This is a genomic window from Thalassoglobus neptunius, from assembly GCF_007859735.1.
Taxonomy (GTDB): Bacteria; Planctomycetota; Planctomycetia; order Planctomycetales; family Planctomycetaceae; genus Thalassoglobus; species Thalassoglobus neptunius.
In genome coordinates, this window is sequence record NZ_SIHI01000025.1 from 1 (window position 1) to 20,503 (window position 20,503).

Annotated in this window: 13 protein-coding genes; 3 read left to right on the forward strand and 10 right to left on the reverse strand. The window is 52.5% G+C overall.

Going from position 1 to position 20,503, the window contains the following annotated elements; all coding sequences use genetic code 11:
• Positions 1–97: 97 nt before the first annotated feature.
• Both KOR42_RS19960 and KOR42_RS19965 read right to left on the reverse strand, forming a co-directional pair.
• On the reverse strand, positions 98–709 hold the full coding sequence (locus tag KOR42_RS19960; protein ID WP_146511603.1) for a hypothetical protein: 612 nt from the start codon (positions 707–709) through the stop codon (positions 98–100).
• 336 nt (positions 710–1,045) lie between these two features.
• Positions 1,046–1,636, reverse strand: a complete 591-nt coding sequence (locus tag KOR42_RS19965) for a DUF1294 domain-containing protein (RefSeq protein WP_146511604.1) — start codon at positions 1,634–1,636, stop codon at positions 1,046–1,048.
• Between the two features lie 228 nt (positions 1,637–1,864).
• Between KOR42_RS19965 and KOR42_RS19970 the strand changes: the two genes are divergently transcribed.
• Positions 1,865–3,514: a metallophosphoesterase gene (locus KOR42_RS19970; protein ID WP_146511605.1), complete on the forward strand. Its 1,650-nt coding sequence runs from the start codon at positions 1,865–1,867 to the stop codon at positions 3,512–3,514.
• Between the two features lie 213 nt (positions 3,515–3,727).
• Here KOR42_RS19970 and ppk2 read toward each other — a convergent pair whose 3' ends face one another.
• The 3 genes from ppk2 to guaA form a co-directional block, all read right to left on the reverse strand.
• On the reverse strand, positions 3,728–4,642 hold the full coding sequence (gene ppk2 / locus KOR42_RS19975; protein WP_146511606.1) for a polyphosphate kinase 2: 915 nt from the start codon (positions 4,640–4,642) through the stop codon (positions 3,728–3,730).
• Between the two features lie 209 nt (positions 4,643–4,851).
• Positions 4,852–6,795, reverse strand: coding sequence for a substrate-binding domain-containing protein (locus tag KOR42_RS19980; RefSeq protein ID WP_197441379.1), 1,944 nt, complete (start codon positions 6,793–6,795; stop codon positions 4,852–4,854).
• Positions 6,796–7,007: 212 nt separating this feature from the next.
• Complete coding sequence (gene guaA / locus KOR42_RS19985; RefSeq protein ID WP_146511608.1) at positions 7,008–8,600, reverse strand: glutamine-hydrolyzing GMP synthase; 1,593 nt, start codon at positions 8,598–8,600, stop codon at positions 7,008–7,010.
• A 676-nt stretch (positions 8,601–9,276) separates the two neighbouring features.
• Here guaA and thiC point away from each other — a divergent pair.
• Positions 9,277–11,097: a phosphomethylpyrimidine synthase ThiC gene (gene thiC / locus KOR42_RS19990; RefSeq protein ID WP_197441380.1), complete on the forward strand. Its 1,821-nt coding sequence runs from the start codon at positions 9,277–9,279 to the stop codon at positions 11,095–11,097.
• A gap of 66 nt (positions 11,098–11,163) precedes the next feature.
• On the forward strand, positions 11,164–11,544 hold the full coding sequence (locus KOR42_RS19995; protein WP_146511609.1) for a SpoIIAA family protein: 381 nt from the start codon (positions 11,164–11,166) through the stop codon (positions 11,542–11,544).
• 148 nt (positions 11,545–11,692) lie between these two features.
• On the opposite strand, the gene KOR42_RS20000 is transcribed toward KOR42_RS19995, so the two are convergent.
• The 5 genes from KOR42_RS20000 to KOR42_RS20020 all read right to left on the reverse strand — a co-directional run bounded on the left by KOR42_RS20000 (position 11,693) and on the right by KOR42_RS20020 (position 20,497).
• Positions 11,693–11,962 carry a DUF6116 family protein gene (locus tag KOR42_RS20000; RefSeq protein ID WP_146511610.1) on the reverse strand — a complete coding sequence of 90 codons (270 nt, stop codon included), beginning with the start codon at positions 11,960–11,962 and terminating at the stop codon, positions 11,693–11,695.
• Between the two features lie 194 nt (positions 11,963–12,156).
• Positions 12,157–13,116: an ATP-binding protein gene (locus tag KOR42_RS20005; RefSeq protein ID WP_146511611.1), complete on the reverse strand. Its 960-nt coding sequence runs from the start codon at positions 13,114–13,116 to the stop codon at positions 12,157–12,159.
• Between the two features lie 446 nt (positions 13,117–13,562).
• The gene (locus KOR42_RS20010) at positions 13,563–16,130 is read right to left on the reverse strand and encodes a CehA/McbA family metallohydrolase domain-containing protein (protein WP_146511612.1); all 2,568 of its coding nucleotides are present in this window, start codon (positions 16,128–16,130) and stop codon (positions 13,563–13,565) included.
• A gap of 148 nt (positions 16,131–16,278) precedes the next feature.
• Positions 16,279–18,444, reverse strand: coding sequence for a sulfatase family protein (locus tag KOR42_RS20015; protein WP_146511613.1), 2,166 nt, complete (start codon positions 18,442–18,444; stop codon positions 16,279–16,281).
• Positions 18,445–18,607: 163 nt separating this feature from the next.
• Positions 18,608–20,497 (reverse strand): HEAT repeat domain-containing protein, encoded by a 1,890-nt coding sequence (locus KOR42_RS20020; RefSeq protein WP_146511614.1) that lies wholly within the window; start codon positions 20,495–20,497, stop codon positions 18,608–18,610.
• Positions 20,498–20,503 lie beyond the last annotated feature (6 nt).

Consider the following 20,503-nt stretch of genomic DNA (forward strand, 5'->3'; position numbering starts at 1 on the left):
CCCACAACTCACCCTGAACTTCCGATTTCCGTCGCCCCAACGCCATCGTTTCCTCCTTGATCAACTCCAACTGCTGAAAGATAATTCATCTCCCCCATCAATGCGAGTTTTTCAACGGGCTGCTAGAATCGAGCACGAAATCCATCGACGTTTCCGGAGCTGGGGACTCCGTTCCGCGGAAGTCGTCCACGTTAATATGGCCCCATCCACCCGTTGCTGTGTCGAAGATTTGCAATCGAGCACGTTTGCCAATGTGCTGGCGGACATCACAACTTTCCATGACCATCGTCTCGTGATTGACTCCGGTCGCGAGTTCGAACGATTCTCCGTCCACGAGCAAGCGGACACCAACTTCACCGGGCAGATGCCCTGCTCCGATTCGAAACGTGATATAGGGGTGTTTGATTTCGAATTCGCGCGACGTCAATGTTCCTGTCAGATGATCGCCAGCGGTGGCTCCGGGTTCACCGATTGAACCGTTGTACCGCTCGTATCCGCCAATCCACCAATTCCCTTGAAGGTTGGACGGTTCACGATTTCGGGCGGAAGTGTTGTCGCCTCGAGTCGGTTGAATGCGGAATTCTTCGCCTTCAGCTGTCCAGTTTTCTAATGTTCCCTGTTCAAAATCCGCATTCGGGAACAAAAGATCGTCGGCATGAAGTTCGACACATGCACACAGAACGAGAATGATGATTTGAAGCGATTTCATCGGAATCTATCTGGGTTGGAGAGAACTAAGGGGGAAATGGAGGATTGTTCTATCGGGGGGATTGATTCTGGACAGGTTCTTCCCATCCGGGGCAATTCGGTTTCACGTTTGCAAGTTGTTCGTCAAACCTGAAGAACGAAAACGGTGCCGCGAGACATTCATTCAGGACGAACATTCAGGCACGATCCGCTCTAAGATGAGTTCTAAAGAGTTTTGGACACATTCGGAAGTCGCTTGCATGAACCAATTCACCCGCGCGGTTGGATCACGGGAAGTGATTGATCTTCGTGCAGTTGTTCGTCTTTCTGATCGTTCGACTGCATGGAGGAAATCACCTCAGGAAGAAAACGTATAGACGGTGATTGTCGCAGTCAGGTTGAGGAGAATCCTGGCCAGCATGGTGATTTGAAATGAGACTTTGCGGTTTTTGTGGCGAAGCTTTCTTTGTGCGACCAAAGCACCAGGCCAGCCTCCGAGCAGGCTCAGCAGGTGAAGTTGACGTTCTTCCCATCGCCATCTTCCTGTCCGCGCTCGCTTCTTGTCGTCTGCGTAGATCACGTAAGTCATCAGACTCAGGATCACATCGAAACTCAGGATCAGTGCATTGATTAGAAAAGGGACACCGGTCACCATTCCGTAAACGCCAATCCCTGGAATCGCTCCGATTGAGATGAGCAGATTGGTCGATTCAGCCCTTGTCCATTGTAGAGGATTGCGAAGCAACCGAATTTGAACGGCGCGAAGTCTCTGCTCTTCATCAGATTCGACGGAGAACTCGACGCGATCTCCATCTTGTGGTCGCGGAGAGCCTTCCCCAAAATTTGTAATATGTGCGAAGAAACGATCTTCTTCGTCGTCGGATACGACGAAACCAAATCCCCGTTCGTCGTTCCAGTCCGTGACGTATCCTTTCGCAGGAAGCTCCATCAATATTGATTCGATTCAATTCACAATCGGATGAAGGGAACGTGTTGGCGTCTTGTAGCTCCTCGCATCGACACGTCCTTCAATCGTGATTTCTTCATGACGCTGCGGTCAGATCCTTGAGTCGATTCGAAAGCATGACGAAACTTGCACACGTCGTCTACGCGATGATTCGGTATAAGATCGCGGTGGTGAAGAAAAACGGCCATCGAGATTGATTCAGAGAGCACAATGCCCAGACTTCCGTTGCGAAACATCGAAACGAAACTTCAGGACCGCGACGAAACCAGCATCGAGGAAGGTTCAACAATGATGTCGAACGAGTGTGCCGATCGGAATGAGATGTCCAGCAAAGCGAATGAATTACCAAGACGAATAACCGGGGCGCCGTTGAAAGTCTTGAAGCAAGTTGTCGTTCTCATGACATTGTTCTGCTGGGGGCAAGCGATCGTCGCAGAAGAAATCCTTCTGATCTCCGACATTCATTTTGACCCGTATTCAGGACTCGACCGCAAAGCGTTTGAGAAGTTGATGGAACTTCCTGAAGAAGAATGGCCGGACTACTTTCGATCCTTACAGCAGCCAACCAGCCATTATGGTTCGGACAGCAACTACACGCTTTTCGTTTCCTCAATCAATGAGGCATACAGACGCGTTCCGGACCCGCTGTTCATTCTGTATCCCGGTGATTTTCTCGCGCACGACTGGCAGTCCAAATACAACGCTCTGGCTCCTCGAACGATCGCTGAAGATGCTGAGGCTTACCGCCAGTTTACACAAAAGGCTCTCCGCCTGATTGCGACGGAATTTCGACAGGTGTTCCCGGAAATTCCAGTCTACGCAACTCTCGGGAACGATGACTCGTATTGTCAGGACTATTGGATTCAAGCGGATGGTCCGTTTCTGTCCGCCTTTGCAGATATCTGGGAGCCGACGTTGAATGAGACCGTGGACAGGCCCGACTTCAGAGAGACGTTTCTTAAATGGGGGGCCTATGCAGTCAACCTTCCTGGACTCAGTGACGAACGTTTGATTGTTCTCAATACCGTTCTGTGGAGCGGAAGCTACTGCACAGACTATCACGATCCCAAACAGCAAAACTGTTGTGAGTGCAAACCTCTGGGAAATTCTCCCGGACTCGCTCAATTGAAATGGCTCGAAAAAGAACTGGTCGCCGCCAGATCACGAGGCCAAAAAGTTTGGTTGTTGATGCACGTTCCTCCCGGACTCGACAGCTATGTTGAGGAGGAAAACAGCGGGCGTTGTGCGACCGCGGAATTGTGGAACGATCCGTTCTCGACGGGGTATCGAGATCTTGTTGATCGGTTTCGAGACGTGCTTCGAATCGCGTTTACCGGACATACTCACATGGACGATTACCGAGTCTTGCGAGTCAAACAACAGCCGGTTCTTCTTCATAAAATCGCTCCGGCGGTGAGTCCAGTTTTCGGTAACAACCCTGCGTTTCAAGTCTACGAATTCGATTGCGAATCTAGTTCCCTGACTAATTGGAAGACCAACATTCTTGACCTCAAGAGTCACGGTGAAGACGCAAGGAAGACCGAGTGGAGATCGGAATACGATGCGGGTCACATCTTTGGAATCACAGAAGTCTCTGCCCGGTCAATCGATCCTCTCTTCGTAAAGATCAGGGAGTCTCCTTCCGGAGCGAATGCGAAAGCCTATCAGACGTTTTATTCAGCGAGTGCTGATGAAATCCGCGACAACGATCTGATGATTTACGTTTGCAGCGTCTTAAACTCGACGTTCTTGGACTTCTCGAAGTGCCTGGCCGATTCCGGTCTCGAAACTCCGCACCACGTCGACGAACCCGCCAAAATCCGACGCTCGGCCGGTGGTCTCTCTGCACCGAAAAACTAGAGCAAGTTCTATTTCCTGTGCACTCGCTTGCGCTGTTTCATTAGATAAAAGGCTGAGTTTTCTCGTGCGAGTGAGTGCGAACCAAATCGAAAAGTGCTCTAATCGGAGCCGCATCGGTCACACCGGAATCAAATCGCTTCGCGCGTTGGTTCGGAGCGACAAAGATTCTTTTCGACGCACTCTTTTGCGGTCACAACATCCACTCTGAACGCATCAATAAACTGCAGGGACGATGGCTTCGGGGGGCATCGGAGATCGCTGGTAACCGTCGTCGTGTTGCCGAGGAGGAAGCGTGATCGGATCGTGTGCAACTTCGCTGTAAGGAAACTGTTGAAGGAGATGATGGATGCAGTTCAACCGAGCCCTCTTCTTTTCATCCGCTTCAACGATCCACCACGGGGCTTCGGAGATGTTGGTCCGTTCGATCATCTCTTCTTTGGCGAGCGTGTATTGTTCCCAGCGGCGGCGTGATTCCAGGTCCATCGGGCTTAATTTCCATTGCTTGAGTGGATCGTCAATCCGGCATTGGAAACGAAACTTTTGTTCCTGATCGCTGATCGAGAACCAATATTTGATGAGGTGGATTCCGGATCTTACAAGCATTCGTTCGAACTCCGGAACCGTTTGAAAGAACTCTTCGCATTGTTCTTCGGTGCAGAAGTTCATGACCCGCTCAACCCCAGCCCGGTTGTACCAGCTGCGATCGAAAATCACGATCTCGCCGCCAGCGGGCAAGTGTTGGACGTATCGCTGAAAGTACCATTGACTCTGTTCACGTTCCGTCGGAGCCGGCAATGCGACAACATGGCAGACGCGTGGATTGAGTCGCTGGGTGATGCGTTTGATCGTTCCTCCTTTTCCGGCAGCGTCACGACCTTCAAAGAGAACCGCGATTTTGATTTTGTTCTCGACCACCCAGTCCTGCAGCTTGATGAGTTCCCGCTGCAGCCGAAGAAGCTCTCGGAAATAGACCCTGCGTGGGATTCGGCCATCCTGATCGTGGCGACCGGGAGGGCCATCAAAGCCGGCAATTGCATCACCCAGTTCGGCTTCAAACTCTTCGTCGAGCGAATCGAGAAGTTCCTCACGCGTCCGGTCAATATCGAGTTGTTGATCATCTTCAGACATGATCTCTACCGTTTGGTTTGAAAGGACTGGGACGAGTTGCTCTTACTGCCCACTTGCTTGTTCGAGTGAAATCGCGGCAGCTGTTTGGAGATGTGCTCACAATTGGGGCGAAGCACCTTCTCGACGAACTGTCACGAGGGCATCGGTATTCTGACTCGTGGAAATCATTCTTCACTACGCTGAATAAAACGACTCTCAAGTGAGAAGATTTACTCATACCACACTGGTATGTATTCGGCCGAGAGTTTTCGCAGTTGCTGGTTGAGCAATTCATCGGTCAGCGGAACGAATCCGGAGTCGAGAACCGCGTGCTGCCCCTGCTGTGAAAGAATGTACTTCATGACAGCGTTCACAGGAGGCGGCAACGTTTCACCAGCGGGTTTCCGTGCATAGACGAAGAGCATTCGCGAGAGCGGATACTCCCCGGTGTAGACATTTTTGAAACGCTTCGCGAGATCGGGAGAATCTCTGTAGTCGTCGACGAAGTAGTTTAAATATTTGCCGTTGACGTTGGCTGCAATGGCGATCGATTTCACTTCAGGAATTCGATATCCCATTCCGGAAAACCCGATCCCGAACTTGTCGCTTCCAACTGCCTCAACGACCGCCGCAGAATCTTCGTCGTCAATCAGATCGGAGCGGAATGGTTCACGCAGCATGACAACATCGTGAAAGAACGTCCGCGTTCCGGAGTTTTCATTTCGTCCGTAGGTCACGATCGGTTTGTTCGGGAATGGCGGCAAAACGTAGTTTCCCCAAGTCTCAGCTTCGGTCCCAAAGATGTCCCGAACCTGCCGGAGCGTCAAACCTTCGATGGGATTGGACTGATTGACATAGACAGCGAGAGCATCGAGGCCGATGCGGTATTCGACCGGGTTCTCAGAGAACTCATTCCGAAATGCCCGGCGCTCAGCCGATGTCATTCGGCGACTCATCAGTGCCAATTCGCAACTGCCAGAAATGAGTGCTTCCGGAGCTGTTTCTGTGCCTGCCGATTCAATCTCCATTTCGAGACCGGGTTGAACCTCACTGAGTTCACTTTGGACTCTCTCAAACACAATCCTCAATGTGTCGGACCCGACGCAGCGAACAAGTCCCGAGACACCGTCTTCTGTTTCGTAGGGAGGCAGAAGCGCGATTGAGTCTTTCGACAACGGCTCCGGATGATCAGCGGTCGAAGGTGTGGCTGCGGAAGTTGTGCCGAAATTGGCAAGCAAAACCGGCATTCCAAAGGCAAGTGCGACACTCACAATTAGACCGGTCATCGCTTTCCCAGCATCGCGGAAAACAATTCCGGAAGCTTCCTTGAGAGGCCGAACTCGCAACAGGAGTGACATGGCGACTTCACGACCAGCGAGAAGTCCCAGAAACACCCAGGTCGTGCTCATCGGCATGTTGCTGTATTCCTTGAAGTACAACAGGATCAATCCATAAATAAAGTCGATGATTGTCGCGGACCGGATGTCTTGAGTGTTCGTCTTCGTCGTCACGATGTGTTGGATCTCTCCTCCACGGCGCGAAAAGATCACCGCATGCAGGAAGAGCATGACGAGCGTTGCGAAGAAGAAGTAGGCCGAGTTGAGATGACGAGGAAGGTAGACAAAGATGTTCGCGAGATCGTGCATCAACCACTGACTCCAGAGGAACGCGGTTGATGTCCACTGGAGGGCGATCCAGCGTGTGCTTGGGGGAGTGTCACACGATTCGATCATGTGTTTTTCGAAGGACTTTGAAATCAGTGTGTAAACACCGATTCCAACAAGAAACGAAAGCACATAGCCGACCAGAGATTTCGTCAGCATCGCTCCCATGTTCGTCGGTGCGAAGACCGCGAGTACAAGAAATGTGGTGCTGACCGGAATTCCGAAGCGTGTCAGAAACAGGATCACCAGCGGCGGAATCGCATGCAGCCAAGTCAGCCCACCGGTTGGTTCGGGAAACTTGGACAACCGACCGAACGAAACATCGCCGTCATTGACGACCCAGCCATAAACGAACACAAACACGAGAACCGTGCAGGCAAACGCCCACAAAATCCACCACGGGCGTTTCGCATTGGAACTTAAGAATGTTCCAAGTGTTTGAATTGCGTCATTCGCGACAATGGAATATGCCGCAAGCAAGAAACCAATGATTGCTACGGTGCTGGCCACAATCAGCCTCCTCAAGAACGATCTGCCACTTTTTGACAAAAGAATAGTTCGAGAGAGACTGACGAGTATGAATAGACCGTTAAGTCGAAACGGAAACGAACAAAACAACGGATTCAAATGGAACATCTTCGCACTGGACCCGTACGGATCTTCAGCTGTCTCGACGTCGGAAGAACGGTTTTCGACGAGGCGCTAACTTGAGCTCGGGCGGATTATTCCCACTCAATCGTGCTTGGCGGCTTGGAACTGATGTCGTAGACAACCCGGTTCACTCCCCGCACGCTGTTAATGATTCGAGTTGAAACACGTTGCAGGAGATCGTAAGGCAACCTCGACCAGTCGGCGGTCATGAAGTTGTCTGTATCGACTGACCGAATCGCAATGACATCTTCGTAGGTCCGTGCGTCGCCCATCACTCCGACAGTCTGGAGCGGCAACAGGACGGCAAATGCCTGTTGAACTTTATGGTAATAATCGGAGTCATAAAGCTCTTCGATCAATACCGCGTCCGCTTCACGAAGTGTCTCCAGACGATCATGAGTGATCTCACCGAGACACCTCACGGCAAGTCCGGGACCGGGGAACGGATGACGCCAGATGAGTTTCTCAGGCAAGCCAAGCTCATGTCCCATCAGGCGGACTTCATCTTTGAAGAGCATCCGCATCGGTTCGATCAATTCAAATCCGAGTTGTTCAGGGAGACCGCCGACGTTGTGATGATATTTGATTGTCGCAGCTGGGCCGTCCGGATTCGCCCCCGACTCGATAACATCGGGATACAGAGTTCCCTGCGCCAGAAAATGCGCATTTTCGATTCCCGCAGACTCATCCTTGAACACATCGATGAATGTTTTTCCGATGATTTTGCGTTTCTTTTGCGGATCGGTGACTCCAGCGAGTGCTTCTAGGAATCTGTCGCGTGCGTCAACAACATGCAGGTCCGTCTTAAAGTGTTCTCCGAATTCGTATTCGACCTGCTCACGCTCTCCTTTTCGCAAGAGCCCGTTGTCCACGAAGATACAGGTGAGTTGTGACCCGAGCGCTTTGTACAGCAAAGCGGCGGTGACTGACGAATCAACTCCGCCAGATAACCCGCAAATGACTCTCGATTGGCCGACACGCTCTCGAATCGAATCGACTTCCTGCTCGATGAACGATGAGATTTTCCAGGAACCCTCACAACCACAAATGTTGCGAATGAAGTTGCCGAGCAGGTGCTCCCCGTGCTGGGTGTGCGTCACTTCCGGATGAAATTGCAGACCGTAAATTGGTCGGTCTTTGTGTTTGATCGCTGCATTGGGGCAGTCGTCCGTCTCAGCGAGAACGACGAAGCTCTCATCGAGATTTTCCACTCGATCCCCATGACTCATCCATACGGTGAAATTTTCCGGAAGTCCGCGGAACAGCGGGTCGTCAGCATCACAGGTCATCTCGGTGTGACCGAATTCACGAGACTGACTCGGCTTCACCTCACAGCCCATAGCGCGGCATTCCGCCTGCATTCCATAGCAGATTCCCAGGACCGGAATTCCCAGATTGAAGATTTCGGGATCAACCTGCGGGGCATTCTCAGCATAAACGCTGGCCGGTCCACCCGAGAGAATCAGCCCTTTTGGAGCCAGTTCTTTGATACGTTCTGCGGAAAGATCATGACGAACCAGCTGGCAGAAGACGTTCTGGTCTCTCACGCGACGTGCAATCAGCTGCGCAGTTTGAGAACCGAAGTCCAGGACGAGAACAGTTTCCTGTTGGATATCTCCGGCACTGGTTTCGGGAGATGGAGTGGTTTGCGAAGGTGAATTCATCGAGGCCACACATCAAATAAAAAAGGCCGCAAAATGCTCGCTCAGCTTGCGGCTCGAAAAAATGGGGAATCGAGCATTGTAGCTTGTCAAGTTCCCCACGCAACACTGGATTCAAGGACTCATTCGCCTCTTAAAACGGTGTTGCAATACCGCCACCGCGACCACTGTCGCCTTGTGGCCATCGACCTGAACTGTCAGCTGCGCGATCTGGATGATTCCCCTGTTTTCGCTCTCTTCACGTTTCTCCAAGTCATCGGCCGGTTGAATTGGTATGTCCTCCGTCCCAATTGTTTGTTGATTCCAACTCGATCAGCATGAGTGAGTATCTCTTCTATCTCAAAGACCAGTTTGGCGATGGTTTCGTGCTCGAGTGCCCGATCGAGAACTTTCCAGAAACGCGGATCAATTGCGAAGTCGTCGACAATCGCGAACGCACCAAGTCCAAGGGGCTCAGACTGTTTTGGCTCGGGAGAGCAGTTGCAGGCAACGAGGAACCCTTCTGGTGCCCAGATCAGAAATTGCCGATCGCAACTTCTCCGGACATCCCATCGGTTTCCCTCTTCAACGCATGGACGACACAAACCGACACAGCTACGATAGTTGGTGAGTTTGCTTCATCAGTCGCCGAAACTTTATTGCCTTTCACTACGGCGTCTTCCACGGAAAGGATGACGAAATGTCACATAAATTGCCGAATCTCGGAAACAATCCATCATCCACAGCTGCCGGAACCACTCCCGGAAGTTTTGCGAAGAAGTCTCATATCGCTCCCGGACCGGAAGGACGTTGGACATTTGCTTCGCCTGATACGCCGGGAATGCCTGAGCCATCATCGAAGACAGCCTGGGACTTTCTGCCTGACGGCTGGACGACTGAAATCGTCGACCAGGAAGGCTCGTCCAAACCTGGTGAGACGGTTTTTCGGCAATCTGATGAAACACTGCGCAAAGTCACCTTCCCCGCTGACTTCAAGCCAATCACGCAACTGGAGTCCGCCCGACTCGGAATTGTGACTCCCGAAATGAAGCGGGTTGCAGAACGTGAATCTCACCTGACAGCAGAACAGGTGCGTGACGAAGTCGCTTCCGGGCGAATGGTGATTCCCGCGAACCGGGTGCATCTCGAACATCAACTCGACCCAATGTGCATCGGTCGCGCGTCGAAGACAAAAGTGAATGCGAACATGGGAGCCTCGCCGGTTTCGTCGGGCACTCATGAAGAAGTCGAGAAACTGAAGTGGGCCGAAAAATGGGGCGCCGACACCGTTATGGATCTCTCCACAGGAGGGGACCTCGACGAATGTCGACAGGCGATCATTGAGAACTCACGCGTTCCCATCGGAACTGTCCCAATTTATTCAATGATCATCGGGCGAAAACTCTACGATCTCAATCTGGACATTATTCTCGATTCTCTTCGCCATCAGGCAGCTCAGGGAGTCGACTACTTCACCATCCACGCAGGAGTTCTGCAGGAACATCTTCAGTACGTGAAAGATCGTCTGATCGGAATCGTCTCTCGCGGAGGATCACTGCTCGCCAAGTGGATGATCGATCACGGTGAGCAGAACCCAATGTACACGGGCTGGGAACAAATCTGCGAGGTGATGCGCGAATACGACGTCACTTTCTCCATCGGCGATGGACTTCGCCCCGGTGGACTCGCTGACGCCACCGATCAAGCTCAACTCGCCGAACTCTCGACACTTGGCGAACTGACTGAACGTGCCTGGCGAAAAGGTGTGCAGGTCATGATTGAAGGGCCGGGACACGTCCCCTTTGATCAGATCGAGTACAACATGAAGCTTGAACGACAGCTTTGCCACGGGGCTCCGTTCTATGTTCTCGGACCGCTCGTGACCGATATTTTCCCCGGTTACGATCACATCACAAGTTGCATCGGTGCCACATCGGCCGCGTACCATGGGGCCAGCATGCTCTGTTACGTGACCCCCAAGGAACACCTTGGCCTTCCCAAGAAGGATGATGTGAAGCAAGGCTGTATCGCTTACAAGATCGCAGCTCACAGTGCAGATGTTGCTTTGGGAATTCCCGGGACGCGAGACCGCGACGACGAACTCACCAAAGCCCGCGCCGCTCTCAACTGGGAGAAACACTTCGAACTCAGCTTCGACCCCGACACAGCCCGTGCCTATCACGACGAAGACCTCGACGTCGATACCGACTTCTGTGCGATGTGCGGTCACGACTGGTGCAGCGTACGAATCAGTAAAGAGATCGTCGAATTCGCCTCCGGCAAAGACGATGACTACAAATGGGACCGGGCCAAAGTCTCCGCGGCCCTCAGCGAAGAACAAAAAGAGATTCTCGCAAAACGAGGCGTTCTCTCTCCGGAAGAAATTCACAAACTGGCTTCCAAGACGAAGAACGCCGTGGGTGCAGCAGAAAAGAAAGCTTCCTGTCACAGCGACTACACAGATGCTGAGACTGCGCAGCAGATTCAGAATTCAGAAATCGTAGAGCTTAAGGTCGATTGATGACCAAGAAGTCACGATGTTGATTTCCAGCAAGCCAATAAATATCGATAGCGACGAGGGATTCTCATGCTAAATGTTGAAGTCGATCCTGGCGACTTGATTGCGGTTTTGACTCCGGATGGGGCACTCGATGCAAGCGATTTCGAAACGGCCTCGAGAGAGATCGACCCCGTCATCGAGCAACATGGAATGTTGAATGGACTGGTGATCTACGTCCAGAAATTTCCTGGATGGGATTCGTTTGCCGCCCTTTCGACCCACTTCAAGTTTGTAAAGCAACATCATCAAAAGGTGAAATGTGTGGCTTTGGTGACGGATTCTTCAATTGCCAACATTGCTGAAAAACTCGGAAGTCATTTCGTTGCAGCGGACATCAAACACTTTCCGTATTCGCAACTCAGTGAAGCCAAAGCTTGGATTCGAGAATCCGCGAAAGCATCGAGTTGAGCGTACGATTCATCGATGCCGGTGGCGATCATAGATTTCGCATCGCTCGAGCACCTTTCTCATTCGATTGCAGCGATTCGCACAAGCAAACGCTGCGATCATCGAAAGAAGTGAGTTCAGACGAGCGCGGAGGGACGATGAGAATCGTCTAACTCTCGCGTTCGTCGGCTTGCTCGTTCGATGACGAATCTGGTCCTGAGATTTTCTGTCGATCTTTGGCAAGTTTTCGTTCGGACTTGTGTCCTCGCCATGCGCCAAGCAGGAGTGTCATCGCACCCAACAGGAGTTCATCGGCAAACGGGATGAAGTCCGGGACAATGAGGTCGACTCCGAACAAGACTCCAACGATCAGGAAGAGCCACGGAAACCGAAGCTTCGCAAGATAACCAAGCAAGAACGAGACAATCGGGAATCGCATAAACTATCACTTTTGGGGTCAGGGACTCTTTTCGGAAGAGTCCGTTGTTCATAGACCCAATGTTCTCACTCAGTGCCCACTCAACGCAAGTCTGGCGAGTTGCGATTCACTCAAGTCGACGTCTCATTCAATGAACGAATCGGGATCGAACGCGTTCAGAGAAAGCATTGCACCGGATGATGAAATTCCGGGATTCAACAGTTCGCGTGATTTTCTTCCAGAGACTGGGTTCGTGTCGGATGGAAGTGCGACCTCTCGGCCGGGCTTGTTTTGCGTCCGGTCGATGGATTTTTCCCAAGGTACTTGGTGAGCGTCACTTCGTTTCGCGATGAGTTCCACTCGATTCCATCCATTGAGGACTCCATCAACAGAAGACCGCGACCGGATGGTTTCGACAGGTTCTCCTCAGCGAGCGGATTGTCGACGTCCTCAAGACAGAAGCCCTGCCCTTCGTCCGTGATGGTGCACTGAAAACGATCGGGCTGAACATCGACGCACACCATGACCTTCCGATCACAATAGGGACTCGTTTGTTTTCGCATTGCGACCAGCTTCTGAAAGGCATCCGGTTCTGCTGACTTCAGATGAGAAGAAACCTCGAGATTGCCATGCACAATTGCATTCATAAGTGATTCGCTCAGCCCCATTTCTAAAGCGATCCGTTCCTCCTCATTCAGTTCATTCTGAAAATTCACGATGCTCTTGATCAGGTTGATTGTTGGCATGACCTCAGCAGGATCACTGTCAATGTGAAGGCCGAAGCGTTTGTTGCTCACGAGTTTTGGTTGACAGCAAACACTTTGCGGATCAAGCGAATGGAGCACGAGACGAAAGATGTCACAGGTCGACCAGTCGCGATTTCCTGCCGCACCAGCGAACGTTTTCACTGAGAAGTTTCCACGATGAAGTGGCTGAATCGCGACAACAAGAGTTGCGGGCGAAAGCGTGGTAAGTGGATTAAAGAATCCTTTCTGCCAGCTTCGAAGTGTCGAGAACGTGGTGAGAAGAATTGTCGCCGGTGCATGAGCCAGTTCGAGAGCGAGCCCAGCTTCGTTTTCGGCTTCGACGACAACGACATGACTCCACTGTTCAAGAGCGTGCTTCGCTCTTGTCAGGTAGAAATGTCCTTGTCCAGCAATGACAATCTTATTCATCGGATTGATGTCCGTATTTGAGGCGATCCGAAAACCTTTGATTCGAGTTGTTGCTCGAAACACTCAATCGGGAAGAACAATTTGAGAACGGGATCGGAGGGATCTTCACGGAGTCCCTGAACACGTTTTCACGAGGAAACCCCCTCATTTTCGAGAGGATGTTCGGTGACGATGTTGCTCTGCCCGGGTACTCAACTGTTGGTCACGCAACCTCGAATCAGGAGAATTGCTTCCGCGAACGGCGACAAGAACGAAGACGCAAGGTCCACTTGTAGGGATTGTTCGAAGAAGCAGAGATCGGTTTGCGAGAATTCATGCGTGAGGGGCGAATTCCTCGCATCTCTGTGAAAAGAGGAGCGGCCTTCTCCCGAGTCTGCACAGCCTGTCCGCTGAGCCGGTCCACGGAGTGAGGTGTCATTGTCGATGGCACCGTCGAATCGAGTCGATCAGTTTCCTGCGCTGGATGAAGCAGTGCTTTCCATCCGTTCACTGAGTCGGTCCATTTCCAGGTCGACGTCGTCTCCTTCATAGAACCACAAACCGCCCTCGACGGAGACGGTTTCTCCGGGCGGGCAATCGGGGAACTTGGGATCCGAGTGGATGCAGGGAACTGGAGGATTCGACCAGACGCGATGATTCGGTCTCCAGTCCGTCAAGATCCAGCGATTTCCTGTTGAAGATCGAACGGCGATCATCGATTCTCGTTCGATCGATTCGAGGGGCTGTTGCCGGTCAAAGCCGACGGCCGCACTGAGCATCGTGCAGACCTGAACCCGCATTCCCGTCAGCGGGTTTTCAGTTCGGTTTGTCAGAGAAATCTTGATTCGCGTCCCGGTATCCTCTTTCGCGACGGAACTCGAGAACGTAATTCCGTTCGGGAGTGTTCGCTCGCTCAGCAGTTCTCCGTCAGTTTCGATCCATTCCAGTTGAGGAAGTTGCTTCTGCTGTTCATCCCAGATCGTCGGAATGTGAGTATGCGCAAGGTAAGTGAGGCCCAGGTTCGAGAAGATCGCTTCCGGGACATCGACGACGACGTATCCCCCGTTTTCCCATGGCGGAAAGATGCTGACCTTTGTCTCACGTTGCGGGTCAATGGCTCCTTCCAGAAATCCGGATCGAGGATGCCGTCCTCCGGGAAAAGGACGAATCTTCACGACAGCTTGTAGAGGTTGATCGCTGTCCAATTCTTCGACGGCCTCTTGCGCTTCTTCGATGGTCATTCCCGTCGCCTGTCGAATTTCAGTCGCTGAGAAATGATGATCAAGAACCATTGTCTTTAGCCAGCGATTACGATCGGCTTCGTCTTTGAATGGACGGGATGTTTTCTTGACACTTAGCGAATCGTCGACGACCGGGAGGCTCTGATAGAACTCAAGCGCTTGGCGGTACTCGGCAAGTGCATCTGCTGGTAACACTGATTCGCTTCGCGCAATTTCCTCTTCCATTCGTCGCACAAGATAGGCTCTCTCGTGTTCGAGCGGCCGGACTGGTTCATCGTTGACCGAAACATACCATGGAGCGGTGTGCGCAAAACGAATCCTCCCCTGCTCTCGCTGTTCCCAGAATCGAATGGCGAACCACCCGGATCGAATCGGTTCGATCGGAAGCTCGATCAATGACCGAAAACTTCCGTTGGGAAGCTGTTGGTTCTGGCCGCGGAGCAAATGTTCCGGTCGTCCGTTGATCAGGACTTCTCCGTACAACACAGGTTTTTCCGAGCAGACCTCAATGGACAACGGAATCGATGGCTGTTGCTTCTGAGGATCGGAGTCAGTGGACCATGAGAAATGGTGTCCGGGAGGATGTCCGTCTGCCGTTGCAAAAACCATCGGACCAGTCGTCACAAAAGAGCGGCCCGCCTGAAGTCCTTTCTTCCATTCCGAATAGTCAAAACCCTCGGGTTGATAAACGTAGACCCGGCCAAATCCAGCAGGAACGGGATGAACTCCGTTGGCGGTGCCGGCGGAAGGAGGGAGTCGAAAGCCGCAATTCAGAAGCGCGTAATACATTCCCATCGTGTAATCGATCCACTCCCGCTCCCCGCCGATTTTTCTCCCGTACGGCGGAAACATCTCACGAGGGGCAGCAGTGTTCCAATTGCGAAACCCGAATTCGGTTCGCCACATGTGGTTGTTGGCGAGTTCGTACAATGACTCCGGTACAAGCGTTGGCAAGACCATCGCGAAGGGCCAGTCAAGCTTGTCCATATCGAACAGGACCGGCAGCTCACCTTGATTGGCAGACTCGATCATCGGACGCCACGGCGGAACCGGTTTCGTGAGCGGTTCCTCTTGTCCAAGAATGAACAGTGCTCCGAGACTGTGTGGCTGATTGGCCACACGAAAGATTTCGTACTCGGTGTTAAGGGGCCAGATGACATGTCGTTCGTCAACTTCGACGAGTCCGTCCGGAAGTTTGGTCTGTTGGTTCTTGTCGCCTGCACTCGGAAGAGTGTCTGAATGCGTGACCCAATGGGTTAACGGAAACGCGACGTTGAGATCTTCAGCCAGAAGCACCGTTTTGAGTTCTTCAATCGTTCGATGAAGATGCGTGTCGCCGGAATACCAACCGCGGTCGGCAAGGTTGATCCATCTCTTCAGCGTGACCGTCAACGATGTCTCTTCATCCAGTTGGAGACGTTCACTGTGCGCGTGGTATTCTTTCCCGCGAAAAACGGTGAGGTGATACGTCCCGGTCGGAAGGGTTGAGCGTGCTGGATGAGCGGACAGGGTCGTATAAAACTCTGCTGCGTTATGGTTGTTCCAGTTTCGCTTTTCATAACGTTCTGAAGTGCCTGAGCTGTCGATTGATTCGAAGAAGAAGTACTGCCCGTCTTCAGATTGGAGAACAACTCGCGAAGCGACCGGACGATTCGTTTCCGCATCGACGACTTTCAGCGTCAGCTCGACCTCACTGGCCGCCGCGACACAGGAGATCAGACACCCGAGCACAATGACGAAACTGTCGGGGAGACGAGTGACCAGAAACCGCGGGGCGCTGTTCATGAACGTCATTCTGAATCTCCTGACTTTAGCGAGATGCCAATCGATGAACTTGCCTCGCTGAGGAAACACAAAGCTTCTTACTGTTCGAAATCGCTCAGTGTCTGAGTTGATTGAAGGGAAACGAAATCTCTCGAACCGTTGCCCCAATCGCATTTCATCACTTCAGGAATCGAATCGTCAACGACTCCAGCCTCCATTGACCGGGAGCTTCGACACCGTAGTGTGGATGGCTGTCGAGACGGAGCGGAGTGCCCGCCTTGAGAAGACCAATATCACTCAAGATTCCCGCTTGATCCTTCGCATCGATGTCTGCATCCACACAATAAATCGCCAGCGGAGATCCTTCACCGACTTGATAGAATCCACCGCAGACACCGTTGCCAGCGACGATCGCGACCGACTCGACGATGACATCTTTATCGAAAGTCACGATGATTGACTCACCGTCATCGACCTGTTTGAAGGCCCCGCCTTCGATGCCGACACCGCGTGGATTCACGGAAAAGCGGGCCGGATAATTCGACGATCCCGGCACAGCGGTGAACTTTGCAGTGACGCCTTCTGCTTCGACACTCACTGTTGAGTGCTCCTCGTTCTGAAAGCGTTCACGGAGATCGACGAGTGTGAGTCCCGGCGATTCCGGAATGAACGGGGTTTGTGCCCAGTTGAATGCAACTCTCTGATCGCTGGCGATTTCCGCGAGACGATGACCTCCAGAATTTCTGTGTCGCTCTGCAACCGACGATAAGTGAGCGATTAACTCTTTCAGCTGGACGTCGTTAATGAGATTCGTTTGTTCATACGGATCAACAGCAAGATCGTACAGCTCAAACGGCTGAGGGATTCCTCGGCGAATCAGGTTTGCGTCGAAGAAGATTTTCCACTTTCCGTCGACGCGATTTCCGTTGACGACCGGATCGTCCAAACGCATTGCACATGCTGCGGGATCATCGGCCTGACGATGATCATTGTAGAACATCGGACGGGGTGCCAGCTTCTCCCCTCTCAGGGCAGGCAAGATGCTGACGCTGTCTTCGGCCCCTTTGGCTCCGTCTTCAATGGATGAAAGACTCTGTTCGTTCAGATCAGCGATTGTGGCCATGAGGTCAGTCAGACAAATGAGAGACTCGTTGGTCAGACCGGGAGTTTCATCATTTCCATCTCCGATTCCAGCAGCGGGACAGGCAGCAATAAACGGAACGCGATGCCCGCCTTCGTAACAAGACCCTTTATTGCTTCTCCACCGTCCGGTCGCAGTGTCGCGATTCTTTTCAGCGCCGTTGTCGCTTGTGAAGATCACGAGTGTGTTGTCGACCAATGAATGTCCCGGTCGACGCGGATCGGGCGTGTTCTCGAGGTAGTCGATCAAGCGGCCGAGAGCGACATCATTCTCGTAGACGAAATCTTCTCGCTCGCCCATTTTCTGGCCAGCCACGCTTCGAGATTCTCCTTTCACTGGTTGACCATCGATCGAATCGACCGGAGTGTACGGCGAGTGATTCGAGTTGCAGGCATAGTAAAGAAAGAACGGAGAGGCTGCGGTTTCAGTGTTCTTGAGATGCCGATTCAGGAAGTCAATGGCGTGATCGGAATGCCGACCTCCCAAATCCTCGAGAATGTAGGCATTGGGGCCACTCTCGACGAGTTGCTTCCCGTTCCCCGTCGCTCCGATCGCAGTCCTCCCCTCAATGTGTCCCGGCCCAACTGTTTGTTCGGAAGTGTTCTGTCGGGTGTTCGATTTTGGTCCCGATGTTCCATGGGAGCGAGAGGTAATGATGCACTCGTCGAATCCATGATCGAGCGGAGTATCGTAAAGAGGAAATTTCAGGTCCGCATCGTCCCATCCGTCTGCGGGATGATCATCAGATTTGCGAAATCGCAGCCCCACGTGCCATTTGCCTACCATTCCTGTGTGATAGCCGAAATCCTGAAGTTGCGTGGCAATCGTCGGGCGGTCCCGTTCAATCATCGGATCACCTTGAGCCCCGAACAAGACCCAGTGTTTGAGCCGGTTTCTCCACGGGTATCGTCCTGTGATGAGTCCATATCGAGTCGGAGAGCATCGAGAAGACGGAGTATGAGCATCGGTCATCCGCACTCCCAGTCTGGCGAGACGTTCCATGTTGGGTGTCAGAATCTGCGATTCGTCGCTATTGCCGTTGAGGTCCTGATAAGCACTCGTGTCACCGAGTCCCATGTCATCGGCCATCATGATCACGACGTTCGGAGGCAACTCGGAGGCAGCGACGACACCACTTCCCAGAAAACTCAGAGCTGACAGAAGACAGCCAGCGAGCATGAGACAATTTCGATAGAACCCCATAGATTTCTCTTTCGATCAAAGAGTGAAACAGCTTTGGACAGACGCCCCTTTGCAGTCCGTTGTTCAGGACGCATTGATTCACAAGTCCTTCAGTTGCTCGCGTCAGGCAACAACAGACAACACCACAATCTCGACGGTGCCGGTTCCCCAGCGACGAACAGCCTCAAGGAGTGTTGTTGTCCGACGGTTCACTCACTTCAGGAATTTCGGAATATCGAAGCGACCAGTTGCGGTCATTGAATCCTTCAACAGGCGCCGGGAGCGGAATTTCTTCGCCACCCAGTTCTGCGATTCCCCATGCACTCGCGGTGGGAACTCCGCGCGAGAGGCTGTCTCGCAGGGCATAAACTTTCAAATAGGGAATCAGACCGGGATCGCCGGACCACGCAAGAGCGTAAACAGCTCCTTCTCGAATGTACTCAAACTCCGGAACGAGAGAAGTTGTGTCGTTCAAGCGATCGATCCAGGCATCAATCAATTCAGGATCAGGGTCGCCCGCGTGCATTTGTCCCAGCGACCAGATTGCCACTCCGCGTGTGAGATCATCAGTGATGACGATGTTTCCCGGTTCCTTTTTCGGGATGAATGCTCGGAGTGCCTCGTCGGCAGGTCGATACTTCATCATTCCGACAAGTTCTGCAAGATGCTGAGTTTGTTCACAAATCAATTTGAAGGCGACTCGGTTTCGCGGGTCGCGAAAGTCGAAAATCCTGGGAGTGTTTTCGACGATCTGTTCGGTCGCAGCTGCGAGTGATTCTTCCTGTTGAAAGACTTTGAGGGCATAAGCTGCCGAAGCAGCAACTTTAGGGCGATCGTGTTTCAGCAATTCCATCATCCTGGGAGTGACGTCTTTCATCTCCAGGCCAGAAGCCAGCAGGCTTGCATGTTCGAGGGGCCGCCAGGAATCGCTTTGCAGCGAAGTGAGAACGCTATCGACCACGGCTTGACGAAGTTGATCGTTCTCAGCACTGATCACAAACAATGCATCGGCCGCGAGCTGTCGATTCTTCGGATTCGGATCGTCGAGAAACTCGCAGAGGATCTCGACGCTGTCGAAGTCGCCGACTCGATACGCGGATTGAATTAATGCGAGTCGAACTCCAGCGTGTGGGTGACTTAAACTCGGTGCAAGTTCGAACTGCTCCTGAGAAAGATCGACGACGAGTTGAGGGTCGATATCCGCCAGAAGCGTGAATGCCGTTGCTTGAACCACGGGCACGGGAGACTTCGCAAGCTTCAGAAGAATCGGAACAGTGGATTCATCGGGATGGTTTTCAATCAGCCGCACTGCCAGAAGCGGAGCAGCAACATCATCAGTCCGGTCAGCCAGTTCTGTCGCGTCAGAGATCAATCCGGTTGAAAACATCTCGCCCAATGCTTGAGCAGATTTCATTCTCAGGTCGGAACGAGCACGACCATTGAGTACGATCGACTGCAACGCCTCTCGCGCCTCAGTCACTTTTCCAACTCGAACCACTTCGATGGCCAAAAGCAAAAGCGGACGGGCAGTGAGGGGATCGGACAGCCGCGACAGATTTCGCTCAATCGTTGCGGACGATCCTTTCCGGGCGAGTTCAGGTTCCAGAATTTGCGAGAGTTCGAACTCACCACTGGTGACAACTTCCTCGTATGGTTCGGTGTCGCTGATTGCGTCAAACTCAACGATGGCAAGAGCCAGACATTTTCTCGCGGCGGGATCGTCCGTTTCGAAGAAGACTTTCTCAAGGAGTGCTCCGGTCTCCTCCGGGATTCCCGGGAGATTTTCGCGATGAGCGACGACAAACGATTCTGCCGCTCGACAAATCGGATCACGTTCCTGACGCTTGAGTGCCTGAAACCACAACTTCGCCGGGACGTCTCGCTCCTGAATCGAAGACTGACGCAATTCAAATGAGGGGACGGTCCGAAAATGAATCGATCTTCGAGGACCGGATTCAGGATCGGCATTCTCCTGTGCATTGACGGAATGAGACATCCAAGCTGTGGAGGTGATCACAACGAACGCGAACAGAATCATCGAACCAAGCTTGCTGCCCTGAGCAACCGTCAGCATGTTTCT